The 24,335-nt window shown below is 68.8% G+C and carries 18 protein-coding genes; 13 read left to right on the top strand and 5 right to left on the bottom strand.

Annotated features, from left to right (window positions below):
* Window positions 1–80: 80 nt before the first annotated feature.
* The 3 genes from B0F77_RS17285 to eccE form a co-directional block, all read right to left on the bottom strand.
* Complete coding sequence (locus tag B0F77_RS17285) at window positions 81–1,643, bottom strand: S8 family peptidase (protein ID WP_086663926.1); 1,563 nt, start codon at window positions 1,641–1,643, stop codon at window positions 81–83.
* Between the two features lie 221 nt (window positions 1,644–1,864).
* The gene (locus B0F77_RS17280; RefSeq protein ID WP_086663925.1) at window positions 1,865–2,590 is read right to left on the bottom strand and encodes a hypothetical protein; all 726 of its coding nucleotides are present in this window, start codon (window positions 2,588–2,590) and stop codon (window positions 1,865–1,867) included.
* Window positions 2,587–3,798: a type VII secretion protein EccE gene (gene eccE, locus B0F77_RS17275; protein WP_245848331.1), complete on the bottom strand. Its 1,212-nt coding sequence runs from the start codon at window positions 3,796–3,798 to the stop codon at window positions 2,587–2,589. Before eccE ends, B0F77_RS17280 begins: the two co-directional genes overlap by 4 nt.
* Before the next feature lie 264 nt (window positions 3,799–4,062).
* On the opposite strand from eccE, the gene eccB reads away from it, so the two are divergent.
* The 3 genes from eccB (at window position 4,063) to B0F77_RS17260 (ending at window position 7,137) form a co-directional block, all read left to right on the top strand.
* Complete coding sequence (gene eccB, locus B0F77_RS17270; RefSeq protein WP_086663939.1) at window positions 4,063–5,673, top strand: type VII secretion protein EccB; 1,611 nt, start codon at window positions 4,063–4,065, stop codon at window positions 5,671–5,673.
* 73 nt (window positions 5,674–5,746) lie between these two features.
* Window positions 5,747–6,064, top strand: coding sequence for a type VII secretion target (locus B0F77_RS17265; RefSeq protein ID WP_086663923.1), 318 nt, complete (start codon window positions 5,747–5,749; stop codon window positions 6,062–6,064).
* Between the two features lie 8 nt (window positions 6,065–6,072).
* On the top strand, window positions 6,073–7,137 hold the full coding sequence (locus B0F77_RS17260; protein WP_086663922.1) for a WXG100 family type VII secretion target: 1,065 nt from the start codon (window positions 6,073–6,075) through the stop codon (window positions 7,135–7,137).
* Window positions 7,138–7,233: 96 nt separating this feature from the next.
* On the opposite strand, the gene mycP is transcribed toward B0F77_RS17260, so the two are convergent.
* Complete coding sequence (gene mycP, locus B0F77_RS17255; protein WP_086663921.1) at window positions 7,234–8,655, bottom strand: type VII secretion-associated serine protease mycosin; 1,422 nt, start codon at window positions 8,653–8,655, stop codon at window positions 7,234–7,236.
* Window positions 8,652–10,055 (bottom strand): type VII secretion integral membrane protein EccD, encoded by a 1,404-nt coding sequence (eccD, locus tag B0F77_RS17250; RefSeq protein WP_086663920.1) that lies wholly within the window; start codon window positions 10,053–10,055, stop codon window positions 8,652–8,654. Before eccD ends, mycP begins: the two co-directional genes overlap by 4 nt.
* 242 nt (window positions 10,056–10,297) lie before the next feature.
* On the opposite strand from eccD, the gene eccCa reads away from it, so the two are divergent.
* From eccCa to B0F77_RS17200, 10 genes are all read left to right on the top strand, one after another.
* Window positions 10,298–14,323, top strand: a complete 4,026-nt coding sequence (gene eccCa, locus B0F77_RS17245) for a type VII secretion protein EccCa (RefSeq protein ID WP_086663919.1) — start codon at window positions 10,298–10,300, stop codon at window positions 14,321–14,323.
* 902 nt (window positions 14,324–15,225) lie between these two features.
* The gene (locus tag B0F77_RS17240; RefSeq protein WP_086663918.1) at window positions 15,226–17,925 is read left to right on the top strand and encodes an AfsR/SARP family transcriptional regulator; all 2,700 of its coding nucleotides are present in this window, start codon (window positions 15,226–15,228) and stop codon (window positions 17,923–17,925) included.
* Between the two features lie 126 nt (window positions 17,926–18,051).
* Entirely contained in the window at window positions 18,052–19,869 is a 1,818-nt protein-coding gene (locus B0F77_RS17235; protein WP_086663917.1) for a type VII secretion-associated protein, read from the top strand.
* 20 nt (window positions 19,870–19,889) lie between these two features.
* Window positions 19,890–20,288 (top strand): hypothetical protein, encoded by a 399-nt coding sequence (locus tag B0F77_RS17230; protein ID WP_086663916.1) that lies wholly within the window; start codon window positions 19,890–19,892, stop codon window positions 20,286–20,288.
* A 147-nt stretch (window positions 20,289–20,435) separates the two neighbouring features.
* Window positions 20,436–20,744, top strand: a complete 309-nt coding sequence (locus B0F77_RS17225; RefSeq protein WP_086663915.1) for a WXG100 family type VII secretion target — start codon at window positions 20,436–20,438, stop codon at window positions 20,742–20,744.
* A gap of 66 nt (window positions 20,745–20,810) precedes the next feature.
* The gene (locus B0F77_RS17220) at window positions 20,811–21,098 is read left to right on the top strand and encodes a WXG100 family type VII secretion target (RefSeq protein ID WP_086663914.1); all 288 of its coding nucleotides are present in this window, start codon (window positions 20,811–20,813) and stop codon (window positions 21,096–21,098) included.
* Window positions 21,099–21,355: 257 nt separating this feature from the next.
* Window positions 21,356–21,799 carry a 50S ribosomal protein L13 gene (rplM, locus tag B0F77_RS17215; protein ID WP_086663913.1) on the top strand — a complete coding sequence of 148 codons (444 nt, stop codon included), beginning with the start codon at window positions 21,356–21,358 and terminating at the stop codon, window positions 21,797–21,799.
* Between the two features lie 26 nt (window positions 21,800–21,825).
* Window positions 21,826–22,371, top strand: a complete 546-nt coding sequence (rpsI, locus tag B0F77_RS17210) for a 30S ribosomal protein S9 (protein WP_086663938.1) — start codon at window positions 21,826–21,828, stop codon at window positions 22,369–22,371.
* A 207-nt stretch (window positions 22,372–22,578) separates the two neighbouring features.
* Window positions 22,579–23,913, top strand: coding sequence for a phosphoglucosamine mutase (gene glmM / locus B0F77_RS17205; RefSeq protein WP_086663912.1), 1,335 nt, complete (start codon window positions 22,579–22,581; stop codon window positions 23,911–23,913).
* 74 nt (window positions 23,914–23,987) lie between these two features.
* On the top strand, window positions 23,988–24,260 hold the full coding sequence (locus B0F77_RS17200) for a hypothetical protein (protein ID WP_211293840.1): 273 nt from the start codon (window positions 23,988–23,990) through the stop codon (window positions 24,258–24,260).
* Window positions 24,261–24,335: the final 75 nt, after the last annotated feature.

Genomic DNA, 24,335 nt, shown 5'->3' with positions numbered 1-24,335 from the left:
TGGCCTGACGGGACTTTGCCGGTGCCCTGCCCCGGCGGGGGGACCGGGGGCTCCGTGGGGTGGAGATTCGTGTTGTGGTTCTAGATGTCCAGGGTCCACGAGTCGATGTGGCCCGTGTCCTGGCGGTACAGGTCGCGGACTCGCAGTTGCCAGGTGCCGTTGGCGTTTTCAGTGGCGACGTTTACGGCGAAGGTGGCGTTGATGTCGTCTGCGCTGTCGTTGCCGCTGGAGACCTTCAGGAGCTTCACGGCGCCTGAAGGGGCGATCAGGGCCAGTTCCAGGTCGCCTCGGTAGGTGTGCTTGATGGCTACCTTCACGGAGGCGGTGGCGCTTGCCTTGCCGTTGCAGTCGGCGATGGTGATGGAGCTGGTGACTACCGAGGCGTCCGGGATGGGCGTGTCGGTGTCGTTGGTGGCGGCTGGGCACTGGCCGGGCGGGAAGCCGGGGGCCGTGCCGGTGATGTGCAGGAGTTTGTTCGGGGAGCCTGCGCCTGGGTTGGTGACCAGGTCGCTGGTGGCGTTTTCCACCAGGGCGTCGCGGACCTGTTGTGGGGTGGCCGTGGGGGACGAGCCCAGGTACACCGCTGCCGCGCCTACTACGTGGGGCGTGGCCATTGAGGTGCCGCTGATGGTGTTGGTGGCGTTGTCGTCGGTCAGCCAGGCGCTCGTGATGTCGCGGCCTGGGGCGAAGATGTCGAGGCAGGTGCCCAGGTTCGAGAAGGACGAGCGGGCGTCGGTTCGGTCGGTGGAGCCTACGGTGATGGCTTCCGGGGTGCGGGCCGGCGAGGTGTTGCAGGCGTTGCCGCCGTTGTCGTTGCCTGCGGCCAGGCCGTAGGTGACGCCTGCGGCGATGGAGCGCTTCACGGCTGCGTCGACGGTGTCGTTGGCGCCGCCGCCCAGGGACATGTTGGCCACCGCGGGCTTGTTGGCTGGGCTGGCGTTGACCTGTTCGGTTACCCAGTCGATGCCGGCGATCACGCCTGCGAAGGTGCCGGAGCCGCTGCAGTTGAGGACTCGGACGGCTACCAGTTTCACGTCCTTGGCCACGCCGTACTTGGTGCCGCCCACGGTGCCCGCGACGTGGGTTCCGTGGCCGTTGCAGTCGGTGGCATCGTTGTCGTTGTCGACGGTGTCGCGGCCGGAGACGGCGCGGCCGCCGAAGTCGGCGTGAGTCAGGCGGATGCCGGTGTCGATGATGTAGGCGGTGACGCCTGCGCCGCGGTTCGGGTAGGTGTAGCTGTTGTCCAGGGGGAGCGCGCGCTGGTCGATGCGGTCGATGCCCCAGGACGGGGTCGGGGTCTGGGTGTCGGAAAGGCGGACTTCGCCGTCCTGCTCGACGTAGGCGACGGCCGGGTCGGCGGCCAGACGCTTGGCCTGGGTCTCGGACATTTGCGCTGAGAAACCGCGCAAAGCGGACTTGTAGGAGTGTTTCACCTTAGCGCCGTACTTGGCGCTGACGTTCTCCGCGCTGGCCGTGCTCACGTCCTTCAGCACGACGATGTAGTTGTCCTTGACCGCGTTGGACGCACCGAGGTTCCGAATCTCCCCCTCGGGCGCAGCGGTGGCGGAGACGGACGTCAGCGCGAGCGTGGTGCCCGCCACCAGTCCGATTCCAGCCGCTCGTCTGAGCCACGATTCACCCATAGCAGCGTGCTCCCTCGTCGCAGGGTCGTGCAGGTGAGAGTTTTCTTAGTGGCGCAGACGGATTTCGCACAAGAAGGTCCACGAAACAACCTTCGAATGGCGAATCAACAGATTTGGCGGACTTTGTGAATTAATTGGTGCAGCTGATCTATTTACAGAACAATTGCGCCCCGAACGATGAACCGTTCGGGGCGCAAGTTTCGCCTATTTCGTCGAGCGTCTCAATCGCCGCGGCGGACGGCTCCCAGGATCTGCTGCTCCGCGGGGGTCGTGTACAGGCGCAGGTGCGCCCACATGTCCTGGCCCATCGCGATGACCTGGTCGTCCTTGAGCTGGGTCAGCTGCTGGAACATCTGCGGGCGCAGGCGCCACATCTGACCGGCGAGCTGGGCCTGGCCCATCGGGAGGCGCTGCAGCAGCACGAGGTCCGCGTTGTTCGCCGTCGACGAGGCCTGCGGGTGCAGGTACGGCAGCACGTACATCGTGGTCTGCCACGGTGCCCGCGGCGGGAACAGCTCCTGCGGGACGTGGCCGCCGTCGTGGATCACCAGCAACGGCATGTCCTCGGTCGGGCGCGGGAGGTCCGCCGGGGACAGCCGGCGCAGCTGCACCAGCTGAGACGGGCGGCCGTCCGGGCCCTGGCCCGCGGCGCGCACGACCGGCTGCCAGGCCTGGGGACGGCCGGTGGCGATGATGATCCACGCGCCGGTCGCCATGGCCCGCAACGCGATCTGGCGGGCCAGGTACAGGCCGCCGACGACCACCATGCGGGTCGGCGTGGGGCGCAGCACGGACACCGCGAGCGGTTCGCCCTTGGTGCCCTGGCCGAGCATCATGCCGCCGCGGTCGCCGCTCGGGCTGACCACGTCGAGCATGTTCGGCGACACCAGGAACTCCGGTGCCACCGCGCCACGGCCGCGCGAGTCGAGCAGTCGGGACGAGCTCATGCCACACCTCCCAGCGGCAGCGTCGCGGCCAGGCCGGCGAGCTGCATGCCCCGCAACGGGGTCAGCGTGATGTCGAGTTTGTCACTCAGCTTCGACAACTGGTCCTCCGCGCGGTCCAGCTCGCTCGGCGTGCGGGCGCTCACCCGCACCAGGCCGCGCAGCGACACCTGACCGTCCTCACGGGACGGTGAGATGGACATCGCGAGCGTCGACGAGAGAGCGCGCACACCGGTCAGCGAGTTCAGGTTGCCCTTGAGGCCCTTCGACGGCCAGCCGGTGATCGCGTAGCTCGCGTGACCAACGCCACCCGCCGTGACGCCCGACCACTTCTCCCGCAGCGACACGGGGTTCGTGTTGCCGACGGCGGCGGTCAGCTCGGCCGACGAGATCGCCGCGCGCAGCAGTTCGTCCGAGTCGAGCGGGCGGATGGTGACGCCGGCGGACTCCAGAGCGTTGCGGACACGGGACAACGCGCCGATCAACGCACGGTGCGCACCGACGACGCCGCCGCCGCGCTCCCGGATCGCCTCGCCACACCGGCGCGGGTCGAGCCGGACCGTGATCCACGTGGTGCGCCGGGCCGCCGCGGGCAGCGGGCCGAGCACCTCCATGTACGAGCTGACCGCGGGCGAGTTCGGCGGAAGTGCCGCGCTGCCGGGGTAGCAGTGCCAGATCACGGTGATCGCGTCCAGGACGACACCGCGGTCCTCCAGGCACGGCGCCAGCGCGCCGAGCGGCAGCGACCGCGCCGAGCCGACCTCGGAGATCAGCGGCGGGGTCGGGTCGACCAGCAGCACCGCCGTCCACACGCCGTCGTGCCACGACAGCGCGAGCGGGCGGCGTTCGTGGTCCACGCCCTTCGCGATCACCAGGTCCGGGATCGCCAGGCGCAGCAACGCGACGCGCGGGTCCTCCGGGCCGAGCACCTGCATCTCGTCGTCACCGGGCTTGGACTCCTGCGCCGCCGCGCGGTTCGCGGTGCGGCTGTGCGACCGGAAGTTGTAGCGCAGCCGGACACCGATCCACTGGGTCAGCCAACGACCACGCGATCGGGTGAACGCCAGGATCAGTGCGACGAGAAGCACAGCGCCGGCGATCGAGACGGAGACGACGTTCAGCGCGTCGCCCTTCTTCACGCCCATGAGCGTCAGCACGAGGAGTGCGATGGCGAGACCGATCTCGATCGTGACTACGTTCGAGACGGGCAAAGAGCCGAGGCTGACTCCGGCACCTCTGCGCCGGACACGCCCGACAGGACGAGGAGGCACAGGTGCCTGCTGGCCAGGAACCCCAGGTCCCTGCGGCCGTGCCATCCCTGGGTTCGGCCGGGGCGGATGTGGAGTGGTCACGGACATCCGTTGTGGTCTCTTTCCCCTCGATGGTCGGTGGGCTTGGCGAACCGGCCCACGGAGCAACCTGCGTCCGGCTATCCTGCCGAACCGTACCGCGACTGGGAGAGCAGCGAGCCGAGAATGGCATCAACACCCACCACCAAGTCACAGGTCCAGGCCTACCAATTCGTCCTGCGGCGGATGCAGTCCGCTCTGGTCCGCAGAGACGCAGTGATGCTGCATGACCCCATGCGCAATCACTCGCGCGCGACAACGGTCGGCGTGGTGCTTGGCGTCGTCGGTCTGCTCGGCTTCCTGGTGTACGGCCTTTTCAGCCCGGCACCGAAGCTGGACAACGAGACGCAGATCGCCATCAGCAAGGAGACCGGCCAGGTCTACGTCGTCGACAACTCGCCGCGGCGGTTGATCCCGATGACGAACCTCGCGTCGGCCCGGCTGCTCTGGTACTCGCGCAACAACCCGGACCAGCAGGCCGGTGGCGGCGACGCACCGGGCGGTACGACGGGCGCGAAGCAGGAGGCGGCCGGCGGCAGCCCGAAGCTGGTGAGCGAGGCGGCGCTGGCGAGCCTGCCGCGCGGCAGGCTCACCGGTCTGCCGGACGCGCCGGACGTGCTGCCCGAGGAGAAGATCCGGATCGACGCCCAGTGGTCGGTGTGCGACACCCTCCGGCTGGACCGGTTCCGCGAGAACCAGGCGGCGGAGAACCTGATCAAGACCTCCGTGATCGCCGGTGTGAGCGGTGGCAACCCGGAGCTCGGCGACGAGGCGGTGCTGGTGCAGGAGCGCACCGGCGCGAAGAAGGCCTTCCTGATCTACAAGAGGCCCCAGCAGCTCAAGGACATCTCGTCGTCGACGGTCCGCGCCGAGGTGGACCTGAAGAACGACAAGGTGATGAACGCCCTGAAGTTGAAGGGCAAGCAGCCGCGCGCGATCAGCTCCGCGCTGCTCAGCGCCATCCCCGAGGTCTCGGAGCTGAGGGCGCCGGTCATCCCCAACCAGGGCCAGCAGGCGACCTACGTCACCGAGACGAGGGTCAAGATCGGTGACGTCGTCTCGGTCGAACGGACCGGCACGCTGGAGTACATGGTGGCGCTGGAGGACGGCTTCCAGACCGTCGACGAGACCGTCGGCGACCTGCTGCGCTACGCGTACTCGAACAACCAGAAGTCGATTCCGGTCTCGCCGTCCGCGATCGCGGACCACAAGGACCCGGCGAACCCGCTCGACCTCACCTCCTACCCGACGAAGATCCCGACCGCGCTCGAGGCGAACGCCAACAACACGGTGCTGTGCCTGGGCTGGAAGGCCGAGAACTACACCGCGGACAACAGGTCCGAGCACGTCTCCGTGACGATCGGCTCCAAGATCCCTGGACCGGCGGAGATGTCCGCGGTCGAGCTGAACGCGCCGGGTGCGGGTGGCGAGATCATCGACGAGTTCATGATGCTGCCCGGCAAGCAGGCGGTCGTGCGGGCCAGCCAGGGCGTCAACGACTTCGGCACGGGTCCGGTGCAGATCGTCACCGGCCGTGGCGTCCGCTACGGCGTCCCGGACGCCGGCACCGCGGCGGCGCTGGGCCTGCAGGGGAACTTCCCGCCGGCACCGAACCAGATCCTGAGCCTGTTGCCGATGGGGCCGCAGCTCAACAAGAACGAGGCGAACCGCAGCTACGACTCGATCCCGGCACCGAACGGCAAGATCAAGGATCCGCAGCAGGCAGCGCAGAAGTAGCGGAACCAGACCGGGTGCATCACCGTCGAATGCAGGCACATGAAGCACCCGGAAGTGTCGTTAGGGGACAGTCGTGGCCGGTCGCATATCCGTTGATCCGCAGTGGTTGGAGCAGTACGCCGACCGGATCGACGGCACGACGGACGATCTGAGGCGGGTGCGGGACGCCATGAAGGCGTCCCCGCTGCGCCCGCAGTCGTTCGGCGAGATCGGCAGAACGGTCGGCACCGCCCAGGCCTACGCACGCGCGGCCGAGCTGCTGAACTCGCAGCTCGCCCGCGCCTGCGACACGCTCGACGCCGCCGCCAAGGGGCTGCATGCCGTGGCGAAGGAGCACGGACGCGGCGACGAGGACGCGTTGCAGCTGATCAAGAAGGCTGACCGGCGGTAGGGGGACCTGTGGTGGCCAAGGACGGCAAGCAGATCGCGGCCGAGGTCGGTCCCGAGCTCGACTACCTCTCGCAGGTGAGTCGCAAGCTCGGTGTCGTGGACCTCGTGCACGACTTCTTCGACCCGCTGGTGGGTGACTGGAACGACCTGCGCGAGGAATCCGAACGCTGGCGCAAGGCCGCGAAGGTGACCGAGGCGGTCAACAAGCACGTGGCGGCACCGCTGGGCGGCGTCGACGCGCGGTGGCAGGGCAAGGACGCCGACGCGTTCCTCGACCACATGCGCAAGGTGGGGCTCGCCGGCGGTGACATGTCCGACGCGATGACCGCGATGGCGGACGCGCTGGAGGAGACCGCGGACGGCGTTCGCGACATCGTGCAGGACATGGCGCACGTGCTCGCCGACGCCGCCGACTCGGTGTCCGGCACCGCGGCGTTGCCCCTGGAGGGCGACCAGCGTGCGATCAAACACATCGAGGACCTCAAGGCGCCGGTCCGTGAACTGCACGAGTCCGCGCGGCAGGTGCTGGAGGCGTTCCTCAAGCTCTGCGACGGGGTGTCCGGTGAGGCCGAGGGCTTCGACGCCGTGCGGATGGAGCACAAGTACCCCGAGAAGGACTGGACGTACACGGCCCCCGCCAAGCCGGAGACCAAGGCGCCCGAACCGGCCAAGGCCTCCGTCACGGCTGCGGCGGGCACCGCCGCGCACGGTGGTGGCACGGGCGGCGGTGTCGGTGGTGGGGTCGGTGGTGGCGTCGGTTCGGTCGGCGCTCCGGCTGCCGCCGCGCCGCAGCAGATGCAGTTCGGGGGCTCCACGGGCGTCGCTGAGCAAGCGCCGCCCCCGGACAAGGGTGCTGGGGCCGGTCAGGCCGCCGCAGCCGCCAGCGGGCGTTCTGGCGCCGCTCCCGGCGGCGCCATGATGGGCGGCGGCATGATGGGTGGCATGGGCCACGGTGGCGGTCAGCAGGGCGGCGACAAGGAGCACAAGCCGAAGCAACGGCTCACCGGCTCGATCGACGACCTGCTCGGCAAACCGAAGAAGGCCGCGCCGAAGACGATCGGCGACGACGACTGAACGTTTCGAAACAGCCTTCGAAACAGCTTCGGAACAAACGGAAACGGCCCCGCTGGTGAATTCCAGCGGGGCCGTTTCCGTTGTGTGACAAGAAGGCTAGACCTGACGGGTCCGCTTCCGGCTGAGCGAGTTGCGCACGAACAGCGTCAGCATCAGCAGCGCGCCACCGACCCCGATTCCGCTCAGCGCCACGATGATCGGCGGCCAGTCGAGCCCCTGCGGCGGGGTGACGGCCGTGTTCATCTCCTTCGGCTGCGGCTTCTGGTAGCCGGCCGCCTCGGCCGGCAGCACCGCGGTCAGCGCGGCCACCGGGTTCACCATGCCGAAGCCGACCTTGTTGTCCCTGCCCGAGATGTTGCCGGGGTGCAGGGCCGTGGCCTTGAGGCGGTCCATCACCTGGCGCGCCTTGAGGTCCGGGAACCGCTCGCGCACCAGCGCCGTGATGCCGGCGACGTACGGTGAGGCGAAGCTCGTGCCCTTGATGTCCGTCGTCTCCTGCGCGGTGACGTTGGCGTTCGTCAGGCCGGTGCCCTTGGGGTCGACGGAGATGATCTCCTCACCCGGTGCGGCGATGCTCACCCACGGGCCCCAGACGCTGAACGTGGAGACCTCGCCCGAGCGGGCGATGGAGCCCACGGACAGCACGTCGTCGGCGAACCACGCCGGCGACGAGACCACGTTGACGTTGTTCGGGTCCAGGTTGTCGTTCTGCTTGGTGCATCCGGCGCCCTGCGTGCTGAGGTTGCCGGCGGCCGTGACGATCACCACGTCCTTGACGTCCACCGCGTACCGGATCGCGGCCTGCAGAGCCTTGTCGTCCGAGCTGAACCCCTTGGGAGTGCCGCAGTTCGTCAGCGAGATGTTGATGACCTTGGCGTTCTGGTCCGCCGCGCGGACGATCGCCTGGGCCAGCGTGCCCACCTTGCCGGCGGAGGTGCGCTTGTCCGGGTTGGCCGCGTCGCCCTTGAACTCGTAGCGGTCGCTGGTCTGCCGGATCGCGAGGATCTCCGCTGCCGGTGCGGCGCCGACGAAGTCGCCCTCGGTCCTGGCCGCCGCGGCGACGCCGGCCACCTCGGTGCCGTGACCGTCGCAGTCGTCCGTGCCGTTCGCGTTCTTGCTGTTGTCGACGTACTCGCCACCGGGCTTCACCCGGCCGCCGAAGCGGGGGTTGCGCGGATCGACACCGGTGTCGATGATCGCGATCCTGATTCCCTTGCCGGTCGCGAACTTGTGCGCCTGGTCGAGGTTCAGGTTGACCTGACCCCAGGGCTTCGCCTCGATCAGCTCGTTCTTGGTGTCGGACGCGACGCATTCCTTGCTGGTGCGCTCGTACTTGACGTCCGGCTTGGCCTGGTCCGTCGGAGGCTGGGTGCCGGGCGGCAGGTCCGGCGGGACCGAGTTCGGCCGCGCCGTCGCCGGGGTGGACGACGGCTGAGCGGAGGCCTGCGGAAGCGCCCCCGTCAGCAGCAGCAGTCCGGCGGTCGCGGCCGCCGTGGTGCGCCTGATTCCGGGCCTCATAGCGAGATCAGGCCCCGGAACACGGAGTACAGGTCCATCACGGCCAGCGCCAGCGGCACCACCGCGGCGATGAGGATCGCCTCGACGATGTCGACGGTGCGGCGCAGCGGCGGCGAGAACTTCTGGTTGGGGAAGATCACCCCGAGCACGAGTGCGCCGGCGCCGAGGATCAGCAGCGTGCCGAACACGAACGCGATGCGGCTGAACGAGTTCGCCGTGATCAGCCAGCCCAGCAGGATGCCGGCGCTGGCGAACATGCCGGTGGACAGCAGCGCCACGGCCTGCGCGCCGTTCGCGTACGCACGGCCGCGCATCATCAGCACGATCGCGACGACGACGCCGTAGATCGGGCCCCAGACCGTGCCGGAGCCCGCCGCGACGATGGCGGCCAGCGCCGCAATGGCGCCAGTGCCGATGATCATGCCGGTGAGGTACTGGTGGGCCACGGCGGTGCGGCGCTCGATCACCGCGTACTCCGGGAAGCCGCTGTCCTCCTTGAGGTCCTCGGCGTTCGTCGGCACGACGGGCGGCGGGATCTTGGCCAGCTGCAGCGTGAGCCTGGGCAGCATGGACAGCGCGGCGAGCGCGACCGCGCCGGTCGCGGCGGCCACACCGGCCAGCGGGTGGTCGACGAACGTCGCGACGAGGAACGCGAGCGCCACCAGCGTGCCGCCGGTCGCCGCGGCGATGAACACCGTGATGCCCTGCCCGATCAGCAGGATGCCGCCCCACGCGAAGATCATCATCAGCGCGGAGGCGAGCAGCATCTTCGGGTTGAACCCGACGCCGGGCACCGCGTGGAAGCCCGCGACGAACGCCATCGGCAGCGAACCGCACGCGGCGATCAGCACACCGGTCGACGCCGCTTCGTACGCCCGCGAGATGGTCGCGCCCGCGGCCAGTGCGGCGATCGCGGCGACACCACCGGCGATCGCGGCGGCGAGCCCGCTGCCGGAACCGCCCTGCGTCACCGGGCCGGACAGGAACAGCGCCACCGCGGAGGCGATCAGCGCGAGCGCGCCGGCGAGGTGACCGAACCGCTGCGCGGTCTCCTTGGTCCACGGCCGGAACGAGTCCGGATCGGACTCCGCGATCGCGTCGACGACGTCGTCGTACAGCGGCGGCGGCGGATTCTCGTTGCGGCGCCGCAACTGCAGCAGCTCGCCGTCGACGACGCCGAGCGAGGCCAGCGTGCGCGCGGGGTCGAGCGGACTGTCGCCGAGCTTCGCGAGGCACCAGCCGCCGTGCCGGACGCCGCCGTCCGGAGTGGCTTCTCTGGCCATGTCCAGCAGCATCGGCAGGAGATCGGCCACCGCCACGTCGGCAGGCAGCGCGACGTCGATACGCGTTCGAGGTGCCACCACCGTGACACGGCTGAACACCGTCGTACCGGTCGCCACCAGGGCCCCCTAAGGTCAAATCAGTCAGAACAGCGCTTGCAAATCAACGGCCCGACCCTATTGGTCCACTCGGACGCTCGCCGGGCGGCCCTAGTATGGCCGCACCGACGCCTTCTGCACGTGTTGTTCGCAGAACACGTTCGACTGGGTTTTTTCCGGACCCACCTTCGTGACGCGCGCAGATGCGCAATAGTGTCGGTTGCTACTGGTGGCGTAACGAGAGTCGAAGAGGTGCCTGTCAGTTGAGCACGCTGCAGTTCAAGCGAACGGCACGCCTTGCTGCTCCCCGGCCTCCGGGCGGTGAGGTCCACCTCGAACCGCCACCCGAGGTCCCCCGGATCATCCCCGGCAACATCATGATGAAGGCGATGCCCGTCGTCATGATCATCGCGTCCGTGGGCATGATGGGCATGATGTTCGTCTACTCGAACAAGCAGCCCGCGGCGATGATCATGCCGGGCATGATGATGATCTCGACCATCGGCATGATGGCGGGTGGTATGGGCTCCGGCAAGGGCCAGAAGAACGCCGAGATGAACGAGGACCGCAAGGACTACCTGCGGTATCTCGGCCAGATGCGCGACCGCGCCCGCGAGGCTGCCGACGAGCAGCGCGCCGAGCGCGAGTGGGTGCACCCCGACCCGCAGATGCTGTGGTCGCTCGCCACCACGCGCCGCATGTGGGAACGCCGCCAGAACGACCCCGACTTCTGTCACCTGCGCGCCGGACGGGGTTCGCAGCGCCTCGCCACCCGCCTGGTGCCGCCGCAGACCGGTCCGGTCGAGGAGCTCGAGCCGATCGCGACGCTGGCGCTGCGCCGGTTCGTGCGCGCCCACTCGCTCGTGCCCGATCTGCCGATCTCCATCGCACTGCGCGGTTTCGCCGCGGTCGGCCTGCTCGGTGACATCGAGGACCGCCGCGATCTCGCGCGCGCCCTGCTCGCCCAGCTCGTCACCTTCCACGCCCCGGACGACCTGCTGATCGCGGTCGTCAGCGCGGGCCGCACGAAGCAGCTGTGGGAGTGGGTGAAGTGGCTGCCGCACGCGCAGCACCCCACCGACATCGACGGCATCGGCCAGCGCCGCATGATGGCGAACTCGCTCGCCGAGATCGAGGCGATGCTGGACGAGAACCTGCGCGACCGGCAGCGGTTCACCCGCAACGCCCCGCCGCCGCCCGACCAGCCGCACATCGTGATCCTCATCGACGACGGCGACATCAGCCGCGAAGAGATGATCATCCTCGAGGAGGGTCTGGTCGGCGTCACGCTGCTGGACCTCAACGAGTGCCTCGGCAACCTGACGGCGCGCCGCGGTCTGCGCCTGGTCGTCGAGAACAACCAGCTCGGTGCCCGTTCCGCGAGCGGCGTCGAGTGGTTCGGTGCGCCGGACCGGCTGTCCATCGTGGAGGCCGAGGCGCTCGCCCGCAGGCTCTCGCCGTACCGCATGGGCGCGGCCGGTGAAGCCGGTGGCGACAGCGGCGAGGACCCGTTGGCGATGAGCAACAACCCGCCGCTCCTCGAGTTCATGGGCATTCCCGGCGACCCGATCACGTTCGACGTGCAGCAGGCCTGGCGCCCGCGGCCCAAGCGTGACCGCTACCGGATCCCGTTCGGCATCGGCGAGCACGGCCAGCAGGTCGAGCTCGACATCAAGGAAGCGGCCGAGGACGGCATGGGCCCGCACGGCCTGTGCATCGGCGCGACCGGTTCCGGTAAGTCGGAGTTCCTCCGCACCCTGGTGCTGGGTCTGCTGGCCTCGCACTCGTCGACGGCGCTCAACATGATCCTCGTCGACTTCAAGGGTGGTGCGACGTTCCTCGGTCTGGACAAGGCACCGCACGTCGCCGCGACGATCACCAACCTGGCCGGCGACCTCAGCCTGGTCGACCGCATGAAGGACGCCATCGAGGGTGAGGTGTCCCGTCGTCAGGAGGTGCTGGCGAAGGGCAACTACAAGAACGTCTGGGACTACGAGAAGGCGCGGGAGAACGGCGCCCAGCTCGACCCGCTGCCCGCGCTCTTCATCTGCATCGACGAGTTCTCCGAGATGCTGACGGCGAAGCCGGACTTCATCGACATCTTCCTCCAGATCGGTCGCGTCGGCCGGTCGCTGCAGATGCACATGCTCCTCGCGTCGCAGCGACTCGAGGAAGGCAAGCTGCGCGGTCTGGACACGTTCCTCTCGTACCGGATCGGTCTGAAGACGTTCAACGCGGCCGAGTCGCGTGCGGCGATCGGCGTGCCGGACGCCTACGAGCTGCCGCCGATCCCGGGCTCTGGTTACCTGAGCGTGCAGGGCATGCCGCTGACCAGGTTCAAGGCGCTCTACGTCTCGGGCACCTATCGGCCGGCGGGCATGCAGTCCGCCGGTGAGTCGGTGGCGGTCCGCAGCGACAAGCGCCCGCGGTTCTTCGTGCCGGACTTCATCGAGATCCCGAAGGAGCCGGAGCGGCCGGTCGAGCCGGTCAAGGCCGCGGAGCCGAAGAAGGAAGAGGGCAACGAGCCCACGCAGCTCGAGCTGATCGTCGACCGCCTCGTCGGCCAGGGCCCGCCCGCGCACGAGGTGTGGCTGCCGCCGTTGAACGAGCCGCCGACGATGGACACGATCCTGCCCCCGCTCGACGTGACGCCCGACCGCGGACTCACCTCGCCCGGTTACGGGCCGAACGGCATGCTGCAGATTCCGGTCGGCGTGGTCGACAAGCCGTTCGAGCAGCGCCGCGACCTGCTGTGGGCGGACTTCTCCGGTGCCGCCGGTCACGGTGCGATCGTCGGTGGTCCGCAGTCGGGCAAGTCGATGATGCTCAGGACGATCATCGCGTCGATGTCGCTCACGCACACGCCGCAGGAAGTGCAGTTCTTCTGCATCGACCTCGGTGGTGGCTCGCTCGCCACGATGGAGGACATGCCGCACGTCGGTGGCTTCGCCGGTCGTCTCGACGTCGACAAGGTCCGCCGCATGGTGGCCGAGTTGCAGACCCTGATCGCCGAACGTGAGCTCCGCTGGCGCGAGGCACGCATCGACCTGGCCGAGTTCCGCAACCGGAAGCGTCGCGGCGAGATCAAGGACGACGCCTTCGGCGACGCGTTCCTGATCGTCGACGGCTGGATGAACTTCCGCCAGGAGTTCGAGATGGTCGAGCCGCAGATCCAGGCGCTCGCCGCGCAGGGCCTGTCCTTCGGCGTGCACGTGATCATCGGTGCGAGCCGCTGGGCGGAGATCCGGCCCGCCATGAAGGACCTCCTCGGCACGCGCTTCGAGTTGCGGCTCGGTGACCCGAGCGAGTCCGAGGTCGACCGCAAGGTCGCGGTCAACGTGCCGCCTGGACGGCCCGGTCGCGGTATCACCCTGGACGGTGCCACCGGACGCAAGCTGCACTATCTCGTCGGTCTGCCGCGCATCGACACCTCGCAGGACGCGAGCACGGTCACGGCGGGTGTCCAGGACCTCAGCGCCAAGCTCAACCAGGCGTGGCAGGGGCCGCGTGCCCCGCAGGTCCGGATGCTGCCCGACCTGCTCGACCACGCGCAGTTCATGGCGCACGTCCAGCAGATCAACCCCAACCGCGGCCACCTGGTCCCGGTCGGTGTCAACGAGGACGAGCTCGCGCCCGTCTACCTGGACTTCGACGCGGAACCGCACTTCGTGGCGCTGGCGGACGGAGAGTCCGGCAAGACGAACATCCTGCGCACGATCGTCCGCGGCATCATGCAGAGCTACACCTCGTCCGAGGCGTTGATCCTGCTCGCGGACTACCGCCGCACGATGCTCGGCTTCATCGACACCGACCACCTGCTCACCTACGCGGTGTCCGCGAACCAGTTCACGCAGAACGTCCAGGAGGTGCGCGCCTCGCTCGCGAAGCGCATGCCCGGCCCGGACGTCACGCAGGAACAGCTCAAGAACCGGTCCTGGTGGACGGGTCCCGAGGTGTTCGTCATCGTCGACGACTACGACCTGGTCGCGCCGCAGGGTGGCACGAACCCGATGCAGCCGCTCGCGGAGTTCATCCCGCAGGCCAAGGACGTCGGTCTGCACGTCGTGGCCGTCCGCCGCATGGGTGGTGCGTCCCGCGCGCTGTACGACCCGATCATCGGCAAGCTGAAGGAGATCGCGGCGCCGATCTTCATCGGTTCCGGCTCGAAGGAGGAGGGCAACATCGTCGGCAACCTCAAGCCGTCGCCGCAGCCTCCTGGCCGGGGCACGCTGGTGACCCGCAAGTACGGCCAGCAGCGCATGCAGTTCGCCTGGATCCCGCCGGAATAACAACCGGTGCTTCGTCTTCGTGGGTGGTCTCGCCGTTCGGCGGGCCACCCACGAGTCGTTTCCGGGGCCTGGTGCGCCAACTGAAAGGGCCCGCAGCCGAAGCCGCGGGCCCACTCAGGTAGCAGGGGTTCTACCTGCTTCCCCCCATTCGCCGGTCCCGGTCCGGTGCGGCCAAGAGGGAGGCGACCGCACCGGCCGGGTTTTCTTCGGAGGTTCCCCCAGGTGTTGCCTGCCTCCGTCGAACCGGCTGAGGAAGACTCTGCCGCACGCCCCTCACGCGCCGCTCACGTATCGATGACACTCGCTGCCGCTGCGCGACAGAGCCGTTCCCGGGCAAAGAAAAGGGCCCGCGGCCGAAGCCGCGGGCCCCTGGAACCGACCAGCAGGGGACTGCCCGGTTCCTCCCCCAGACCGGGTTTCCGCCTGGCCGACCCACTGGGGGGAGCCGGCCTGGTGAAACCCAGCGATCAAGATCCTGCCGGACGTCTCTCACGCATCGATCACGCTTCGATGACGCGCGCTGTCGCAGGAAAAATGGGCCCGCGGCCGAGGCCGCGGGCCCTGAACCGGACAACAGGAGCTGTCCGGTTCCCCCATGACCGGATTCCCTCCGGACCGACCCACTGGGGAGGGGCAGCCCGGACGGACCCTCGGCGATCGTGACAACCCCCCCAAATTCACGTTGTCACTCTCGTCGTCCGGCTGATCACCACTCTGCCCGGTGGGGCTCACACTTCGGTCACATGCAGGTGACAGCGCCCGGAAACCGATCAGCGGTGCTGGTGGCCCCCCAGGAACCTTTGCCACCAGCACCGCTGAGAAGAACTCTGCCCTGCCCCGCTCACACCTTGCTCACACTGCGGTCACATACCGTCTAAACTGCCCGTGACCTGGGGGGACCTGTGCGAGCCGAGTATCGCGTGCTGGGGCCGTTGGAGGTGCTTCTCGACGGCGTGCCAGTGGCTGTCCCGGCCGGCCGGTGCCATGTGTTGTTGGCCGCGCTGCTGTTGCGCGCGAACCAGTTCCTGCCGGTTGACGAACTGGTCGACCGCGTGTGGGACGGAGACCCGCCCACGGCCGATCGCGCGCACAAGACCCTGCAGATGGTCGTGCGGCGGCTGCGGGTCGCGCTCGGCGACGCGGACTGCGTGCGCACCAGACCCGGCGGTTACGAGGCGGCGGTCGACCCCGATCAGCTCGACCTCCTGAGGTTCCGCGCGCTGGCGGGGTCCGGCGACTTCGGTGCGGCGTCGGCGTTGTGGCGCGGGTCGGTGCTCGGCAACGTGCCGTCCGAGCGGCTGCACCGCGAGGACGTGCCGCAGCTGGTCAACGAACGGCTCGCGGTGCTGGAGCGGCGCATCGACGCGGATCTCGACCAGGGCCTCTCCGGCGAGCTGGTGGCCGAGCTGCGGTCGCTGGTCGCCGAACACCCGTTGCGGGAACCGTTCTGGCGGCACCTGATGCTCGCGCTGTACCGGTCCGGGCAGCAGGCCGAGGCGTTGAGCGCGTACGAGACCGTGCGCGCCAACCTGGCCGACGAACTCGGCGTGGATCCCGGCCCTGAGCTCAAAACGTTGCACCAGCAGATCCTGCGGGCGGAGGTGTCGCCCGGCAGACGGCGGCAGGTGCCACGTCAGCTTCCTGGTGGGGTCAGGAACTTCGTGGGCCGGGACGAGGAACTCGAACTGCTCGGCAAGGCGGCCGGGGTGACAGTGGTGCACGGCGTGGGCGGCGTCGGTAAGACCGCGCTGGCGTTGCGCTGGGCTCGTGAAGCACGCGAGGACTTCCCGGACGGCGACCTCTACGTGAACCTGCGCGGGTTCGACCCCGAGGCGCAGCCAGTCGATCCCTCCGCCGCGGCCGAGATGTTGCTGGTGGGGCTGGGCGTGGAGGAGATCCCGGCCGCGCCGGAAGCGCGGTTCGCGTTGCTGCGCACCAACCTCGTGGACCGCAGGTTGTTGCTGTTGCTCGACAACGCTGCCTCGCTGCGTCAGGTACTTCCCCTGTTGCCCGGCACGCCCGGCGTGCGAGTGGTGATCACCAGTCGCACCCAGCTCCGCGCCCTCGTCTCACAACACGACGCGACCGCGATCAGCTTGCGGCAGCTGGAGTTCGAGGAGGCGCGGTCGTTGCTCGCCGCGGTGCTGGGTGAAGAGCGGCTGGACGCCGAACCGGAATCCGCCCGCGAGATCGTCGAACGGTGCGCGGGCTTGCCGCTGGCACTGAGGGTGTTCGCCGAACGTGTCGCACGTTTCCCGGACGTTCCGCTGCACGAGTTCGTCGCCGAACTGCGCAACGAGCGGCTCGACGCGTTGAGCGACTTCTACGACGTGGACGTCCGTGCCGTGTTCTCGTGGTCGTACCGAGCGCTCGACGACGAGTCCGCACGCATGTTCCGGCTGCTGTCCGTGCATCCAGGCCAGGACTTCGACGTGAGCGCCGCGGCCGCGCTGGCGGGTGTGTCGGTGTCGCAGGCCCGGCGGTTGCTGGAACGGCTGGTGGCCGACGCCCTCGTGGAGTCGCGCTCGCTCGGCCGCTACAGCCTGCACGACCTGTTGCGCGCCTATGCGGTCGAGCTGTGCGGAGATGACGAGGCAGCCGCGCTGAGGATCACCGAGTGGTACGTCCACACGCTCGAACACGCGGTGCGGCGCAAGAACGTCCAGGAAATGGTGGTCGCCGACGCCGTCACCTCCGGTGTGACCCCGCAGGAGTTCGCCTCCAGGTTCGACGCGCTGGCCTGGTGTCGTGCGGAATGGGACAACCTCGTCGCCGTGATGCACGCGGCTCTCGCGCGCGGCTGGAGCGATCTCGCTCAGTACATCCCGGGACATCTCTGCACCTACCTACTGGTGCAGAGGACGCGCAGCAGGGAGTTCGTCGAGATCATCGAGGTGCTGCTCGGCGCGGGCACGACGCTCGAACAACGGGGAGTCCTGCAGCTGAAGCTGGCCTTCGTGTACGACGACGTCGGCCGTGTGGACGACGCGCGGCACTATCTCGACGAAGCGATACGTGTCGCACGCGCTCGGGGAGAGAAGACGGTGGAGGTCACGGCAGTGATCAACATGTCGGCTCTCCACGGCGGTGCGCGTCGCTACGAGGAGGCGCTGGGGTTCTCCCGCCGGGGCGCTGAGCTGGCGCAGGAACTCGGGGATCGCTATCGGGAGAACGGCGCACTGAGCAACGTCGCGGTCGACCTGTTCAAGCTGGGACGGTTCGCCGAGTCGCTGGTCGCGAGCGAGCAAGCGCTTGCCATCAGCAAGGAACGCGAGGACGGGCACCAGCAGGCGGTCGACCACTACGCGAAGGGGTGCGCGTTGCTGGGGCTCCGCCGATTCGAGGAAGCGGAACCCGAGCTGGAGATCGCACTCGACGGCTCGCAGAAGTACGGCGATGCCGTCAACGAGGCGTGGGCGCTCCTCCAACTCGGCACCGCCCTGCGCGGGCAGGGGCGGCACGCCGAGGCCGACGCCATCTGGCATCGGCTGGAGACGATGCTGCCTGAGCTCGAAGTACCCGTCGCAGGACGGATCGCGGCCAAGTTGGCCCGCCGGAAGGGCCTGCGGCCGGGCGGATCGATACCCGAGTGGCTGGTCTGACGTCAGAGCGGCCGGCAGTACCGGGGTGGACGTCGCACATCGCGTGTTCTTCCGCCGAACTCTCGCGGCGACCTGCGCCGACCGTGCCGCATCGGGTAAGCATGTGCGCGAAAGAGGGGAAGGTGCATGAGCCTGCACGTCGCGGTCGACTTCGGCACGTCGAGCACCTGCGTCGCCGTTTCGGTCAACGGCCGGGAGCCGCAGGTCGTCGTGTTCGACGGCCAGCCGCTGGTGCCGTCCGCCGTGTTCGCCGCCGCCGACGGGACGTTGTTCGTCGGTCAGGAGGCCGAACGCCAGGCCGCGGTCGACCCTGCCCGCTACGAGCCGCACCCGAAGCGCCGCGTCGACGAGGGTGAGTTGCTGCTGGGCAGCACTGTGTTGCCCGTTGTGGACGTTGTCCGCGCGGTACTTGCACGGGCTGTTGGAGAGGCACGGCGCGTCGGTGGGGGTGTGCCGGTCGATCTTCTCGTGCTGACCCATCCAGCAGACTGGGGCACCGTGCGCACCCGCGTTCTGCTTCATGCCGCGCGTGGGCTCGGCCGGGAGCTGGTGCTGGTGCCGGAGCCCGTCGCGGCCGCGGTCTTCCACTCCGCGAGCCACTCCATTCCGGACGGTGCCGCGCTCGCCGTGCTCGACCTCGGCGGCGGCACGGTCGACGCGAGTGTGGTGATGCGCACGGGCAAGAGCTTTCGGGTGCTGTCCACCAAGGGGGATCCGAGCTTCGGCGGCGCGGACGTCGACCAGGCGTTGCTGGAGCACGTCGGCGGGCTGGTCGCGGCCAAGGATCCCGAGGCGTGGCGGCAGCTCGTCGAGGGGCGGGAGATGGCCGACCGGCGCAAGCGGCGAGTGCTGCGGCAGGACGTCCGGGGCGCCAAGGAGACGCTGTCCCGGCACGCCTACACCGACGTGCCGATGCCGCCGCCGTTCCCCGACGCGCACGTGACCAGGTCCGACCTGGAGCAGTTGATCACCGCGCCGCTCAGCCGGTCGGCCGCGCTCGTCGATGCCGCTGTCCGCGACTCCGGCCTCGCTCCCCGGCAGCTGGCCGGCGTGTTCCTGGTCGGCGGGTCGAGCCGGATCCCGCTCGTCGCGCGGCTGGTGCACGAACACACACGGGTGGTGCCGATCAGCATCGACCAGCCGGAGACCGTCGTCGCCCGCGGCGCGCTGCGGGCCGTCAGCGTCGACCCGGAACGGACGGGCGGGGTCGCTCCGCAGGGATCGCTCCAGGCACCGCCGGGCGGGTCGGGTGACGTGACCCACAACCTCCGGGTGACGGACGACACCACCCGCAAGATCACCCGCCGGATCACGCCACCGCCCGTCGCGCAGTTCCCGACGGCGTTCTCCGCCGCCGCACCGCCGAAGAAGAAGAGCAAAGCGCCGCTGTTCGTCACGATCGGCGTGGTGGTCGTGCTTGCCGCGGGTGTCGGTGGTTACTTCTGGCTGAACCCGACGAAAACGCAAGAGCAGCAGAATCCGCCTGCCAATCAGATCGCCGTCTACGACTACCGCTTCACCCGGCCGGACGGGTGGGAGCAGACGGGCGGGCTCGCCAATGATCGGCAAGTGCTTTTGCAACCGGTCGACCGCGCGAATTCCAATGGCAAACAGCCGGACGCGCGCATTGCTGTGCAAGAGCAACCGCTCACGTACAACAGCGATCAGGACCGAGTTCGCGCACTGACGGAACTGCGGCAGACGTATCAGGGTCGCAAGGACAAAGGCGATGACGTCGCCGACTTCACCGAGAGCACCACATTCGCGGGGAAGTCTGTTGTTCACTATCGCGAAGTGGTCGAGACGACCGAGGTCGACTGGTACATCCAGTTCGTGGGCAAAGTCCAGGTGAGCGTGGGCTGCCAGGCGACGTCGGTCACCAAGGACCGCGTCCGCACCGCCTGTGAGCGGATCGTCAGCTCACTGGCCATCAAGCCGCAGTAGCAACGTCAGGGGAGTCCCGCATGTCCGCCACCGAGGTCCTCGCCCGGTTCCGCGCCGAGGTCGGTGCCGCCGTCACCCGTGCTCGTCGCGCCTCGGGTGAGATCGGGGAACAGAACGCCAAGCTGCGGGAACGCACCCGCGACCTGGCCAGGCAGGCGCGTGAGCGCAGGGTCGAACCCGGCGCCCAGGCCACTTCGGCAGACGTGCGCGAGGCCGCCACCGGGTTCCGCACCGACCGCGGTCTGCCGGTCGAGCAGGTGCCGGACGCGGCTGAACTGACTGCTCCGCAGCCGCCCGCGCCGGTCGAGACGCGGCCGACGGCCACGCTCGGTTCCACCGCCGTCGCCGGTCCGAGTGGTCAGCTTCCCCGTGTGAGTGACGATGACGAGGACTTTTCGCAGTCGCGAATCCTCTACTGACACCGGGTTTCACCCGGAACCGTTTACTAGCGCAACTACTTCCAAAGAAGTCGCGACAGGGCGGAACCGGCGTGGCAGGGTCTCCGTCGTAAGAGGCGTACGAACGAAGAAGTGCGACCTGAAGTTCTCTGAAGGGGGAATCTCCCAATGGCTGGTTACACCGCGTCTGCTGAGGAACTTGCCGCGCTTGCCAAGCGCATCATCCAGGTCAACGGCGAAACGCAGGGCACGCTGCGCAACATCCAGGGCACCGTCGACACCGTCAAGGGCACCTGGTCCGGTGCGGCCGCGACCGCCTTCGGCAGCCTGATGGACCGCTTCCAGGCTGACGCCCAGAAGCTCTCGCAGGCGCTCGAGGCCATCGCCGAGCAGGTCGACAGCAGCTCGGCCACCTACGCCAAGCAGGAAGAGGAAGCCGCCCAGCTCTCCAGCGGCATCATGGGCCGTCTCGGCTGATTCTGTTCAGCGTTTCGTTTTCTCTTTCTCTTTCACACCACACAAACTTTCAAGGGGAGATTCAAAATGGGTGACAGCGTCAAGGTCCACTTCGCGGAGCTTCAGAACGCCGCTTCTTCGATCAGCAGCTCGGCGCAGCAGGTTCAGCAGCAGCTGGACGACCTCAAGTCCGAGGTTGTGAAGGTCACGTCGTCCTACGAAGGTTCCGCCAAGGAGGCCTACGAGGCCAAGCAGCGCGACTGGGACAACAGCGCCGCCGACCTCCAGGCCGTTCTGTCCTCCATCGGCATCGCGGTTCGCGACGCCGCCGAGGCCTACCAGAGCGCCGAGCAGTCGAACGTCAACCGCTGGTAAGTCGCCGCGGTCCGCAAGACCTCTCGCGAGCCCCGGAACCACGTGGTCCGGGGCTCGCGTATGTCCGGAGGTAGGAGCCTTGCAGAGGGGCCGTTTTGGTCCCCGCCCCACCCATCCGGTATCTTCTTACGTTGTTGTGCGGTAGCTGGCGCCCATGTGTGCCGCGCCTGTCTCGGAACCACCGCTTGGTTCGTCCAAGATCGGTCTGGGGCAACCGCCGCAGTGACCCCAGACGCAAGTGACGACGAGGTAGATCCGTGCGCACGTACAGCCCGAAGCCCGGTGAGGTGACCCGCACCTGGCACGTGATCGACGCCCAGGACGTGGTGCTCGGCCGGCTCGCCACCCAGGCCGCGACGCTGCTGCGCGGCAAGCACAAGCCGACCTACGCCCCTCACGTTGACACCGGTGACTTCGTTGTCATCATCAACGCTGACAAGGTCGCCCTGACCGGCGCGAAGCGGGACCAGGAGTTCCAGTACCGCCACTCCGGCTTCCCCGGCGGTCTGCGCAAGCAGTCCTTCGGCGAGGTCCTGGACACCCGTCCGGACCGCCTGGTGGAGAAGGCGATCAAGGGCATGCTGCCGAAGAACCGCCTCGGCCGCCAGATCGCGAACAAGCTCAAGGTCTACAGCGGACCGAACCACCCGCACGCGGCGCAGCAGCCGCAGGCCTTCGAGATCAAGAAGATCGCCCAGTGAGCGACGAGTACACCGAGGAAGTTCCTGTGACCACCCCTGAGAACGAGACCCCCGAGGCCGTCGAGGCTGAGGTTGTCGAGGCCGAGGTCGTCGAGGCTGCTCCCGAGGCCGAGGCCGAGCAGGCCGAGGTCGTCGAGGAAGAAGCCTCCGCACCGGTGGTCGTCGCCCCCTCGCTGAACGGCGCCGCGCACCTCGCGCAGACCGTCGGCCGCCGCAAGGAGGCCGTCGTCCGCGTCCGCCTCGTGCCCGGCACCGGCAAGTTCACGCTGAACGGCAAGACGCTCGAGGCGTACTTCCCGAACAAGGTGCACCAGCAGCTCATCCGTGAGCCGCTCGTCACCACGGAGAAGCCCGAGACCTTCGACGTGATCGCCAACCTGCGTGGCGGCGGCATCACCGGCCAGGCCGGTGCTCTGCGTCTCGCCATCGCGCGTGCGCTGATCGCCGTCGACTCCGAGGACCGCCCGGTGCTGAAGAAGGCCGGCTTCCTCACCCGTGACCCGAGGGTCAAGGAGCGCAAGAAGTACGGTCTCAAGAAGGCCCGCAAGGCGCCTCAGTACTCCAAGCGCTGATATAGGGCTCCGTCGCGGGGCGAGCTGTGTCTGCTTCGTCAGACCTCGGCTCCTCCACGTGACAGCGGGGACACCCCGCACCCCGAGCCAAGCTGTACCTGCGGGAGCAGCAGTTCATTCCGAACTGCTGCTCCCGCAGTGTTTTCCGAGCTATTTGGGTTTCCGGGTCTTTCCCCGCCGCCTCGCAGTGTCCCCTTCGGAGGTTTCATGGCCCGCCTGTTCGGCACCGACGGTGTGCGTGGTCTCGCCAACGCCGATCTCACACCTGAGCTCGCGATGTCCGTCGCCGCCGCCGCGGCGCGGGTGCTCGCCGAGCACGACCGCTCGCACCGTCCCGTCGCCGTCGTCGGCCGCGACCCGCGGGCGAGCAGCGAGATGCTCGACGCCGCCGTCACCGCGGGCCTCACCTCGGCCGGCGCGGACGTGCTGCGCGTCGGAGCACTGCCCACGCCCGCCGTCGCGTACCTGGTGGCCGCGCTCGGTGCCGACATCGGCGTGATGATCTCCGCGTCGCACAACGCGATGCCGGACAACGGGATCAAGCTCTTCGCCGCGGGCGGTCACAAGCTGCCCGACGTGGTCGAGGACGAGATCGAGCAGCACATGGGCGTGGACTTCGACCGCCCGATCGGTGCCGCCATCGGCCGGGTGCGTGACGTTCCCGACGCCGAGACCCAGTACGTCGAGCACCTGCTGAAGGTGACCCCGCACCGCCTGGACGGCCTCAAGGTCGTGGTGGACTGCGCGAACGGTGCCGCGTCGGTGGCCGCACCGGACGCCTACCGCCGCGCCGGGGCCGAGGTGATCGCGATCAACGCGACCCCGGACGGTCTCAACATCAACGACGGCTGTGGCTCTACCCACATCGACGTCGTCGCGGCCGCGGTCCGCGAGCATGGTGCCGACCTCGGCATCGCGCACGACGGTGACGCCGACCGCTGCCTCGCCGTGGACGCCCAGGGCACGCCCGTCGACGGCGACCAGATCCTCGCGGTCCTCGCGCTCGCCATGCGCGACGCGGGCGAGCTGTACGAGGACACGCTCGTCGCCACCGTGATGAGCAACCTCGGCCTGCACATCGCCATGCGGGAAGCCAAGATCCAGCTGCGCACCACCGCCGTCGGCGACCGGTACGTGCTGCAGGACCTCAAGGCCGGCGGGTACTCGCTCGGCGGCGAGCAGTCCGGCCACGTCGTGCTGCCCGCGCACGCCACCACCGGCGACGGCCTGCTCACCGCGCTGCGGCTGATGGCCCGCATGGCCGAGACCGGCAAGTCGCTCGCCGACCTCGCCGCGGTGATGCGCCGCCTGCCGCAGGTCCTGATCAACGTGAAGGTCTCCGACAAGGCCGCGGTCGCCAAGGCCGCTTCGGTCAGCGAGGCCGTCGCCGCCGTCGAGGCCGAGCTGGGCGACACCGGCCGCGTGCTGCTGCGCCCGTCCGGCACCGAGCAGCTCGTGCGGGTGATGGTCGAGGCCACCAGTCACGAACAGGCCGAGTCGGCCGCGCAGCGGCTCGCGGGTGTGGTTTCCTCGGTGCACTGACGACCGACCGGGGGCCGGTGACGTGAGACGTCCCGGCCCCGGTGTCGGTAGAGCCACCGAAAGGCGACGACGAAGTGAGAATCGGTCCGATGGCGCTGTTGATCATCCTGTTCGTGCTGGCCCTGGTCGCCGTCGCGCTGGTAGTCGTGATCGTTCTGAAGAGCCAGAAGAAGCAGCGGCCCCAGCACCCGCACCAGCAGTTCCCTCCCGGCCATGGCTTTCCGCCTCCTCCCGGCGGCCACTACCCCCAGCAGGGCCCGCCGCCCGGCGGGCAATGGCCGCCCCAGGGCCCGCCTCCTGGCCAGCAGCCGCCCGGTCAGCAGCAGCCGCCACCCAATCAGTGGTGATCGTCGGCGTCCCCCGCCGGATGGCTGTTTACTAAGGCAACCGACATCACGGAGCTCAGGTCAGCGTGTGACCTG

It is taken from the genome of Lentzea kentuckyensis, assembly GCF_002150765.1.
GTDB classification, from domain to species: Bacteria; Actinomycetota; Actinomycetes; order Mycobacteriales; family Pseudonocardiaceae; genus Lentzea; species Lentzea kentuckyensis.
This window is presented reverse-complemented; position numbering and strand designations above follow the sequence as displayed.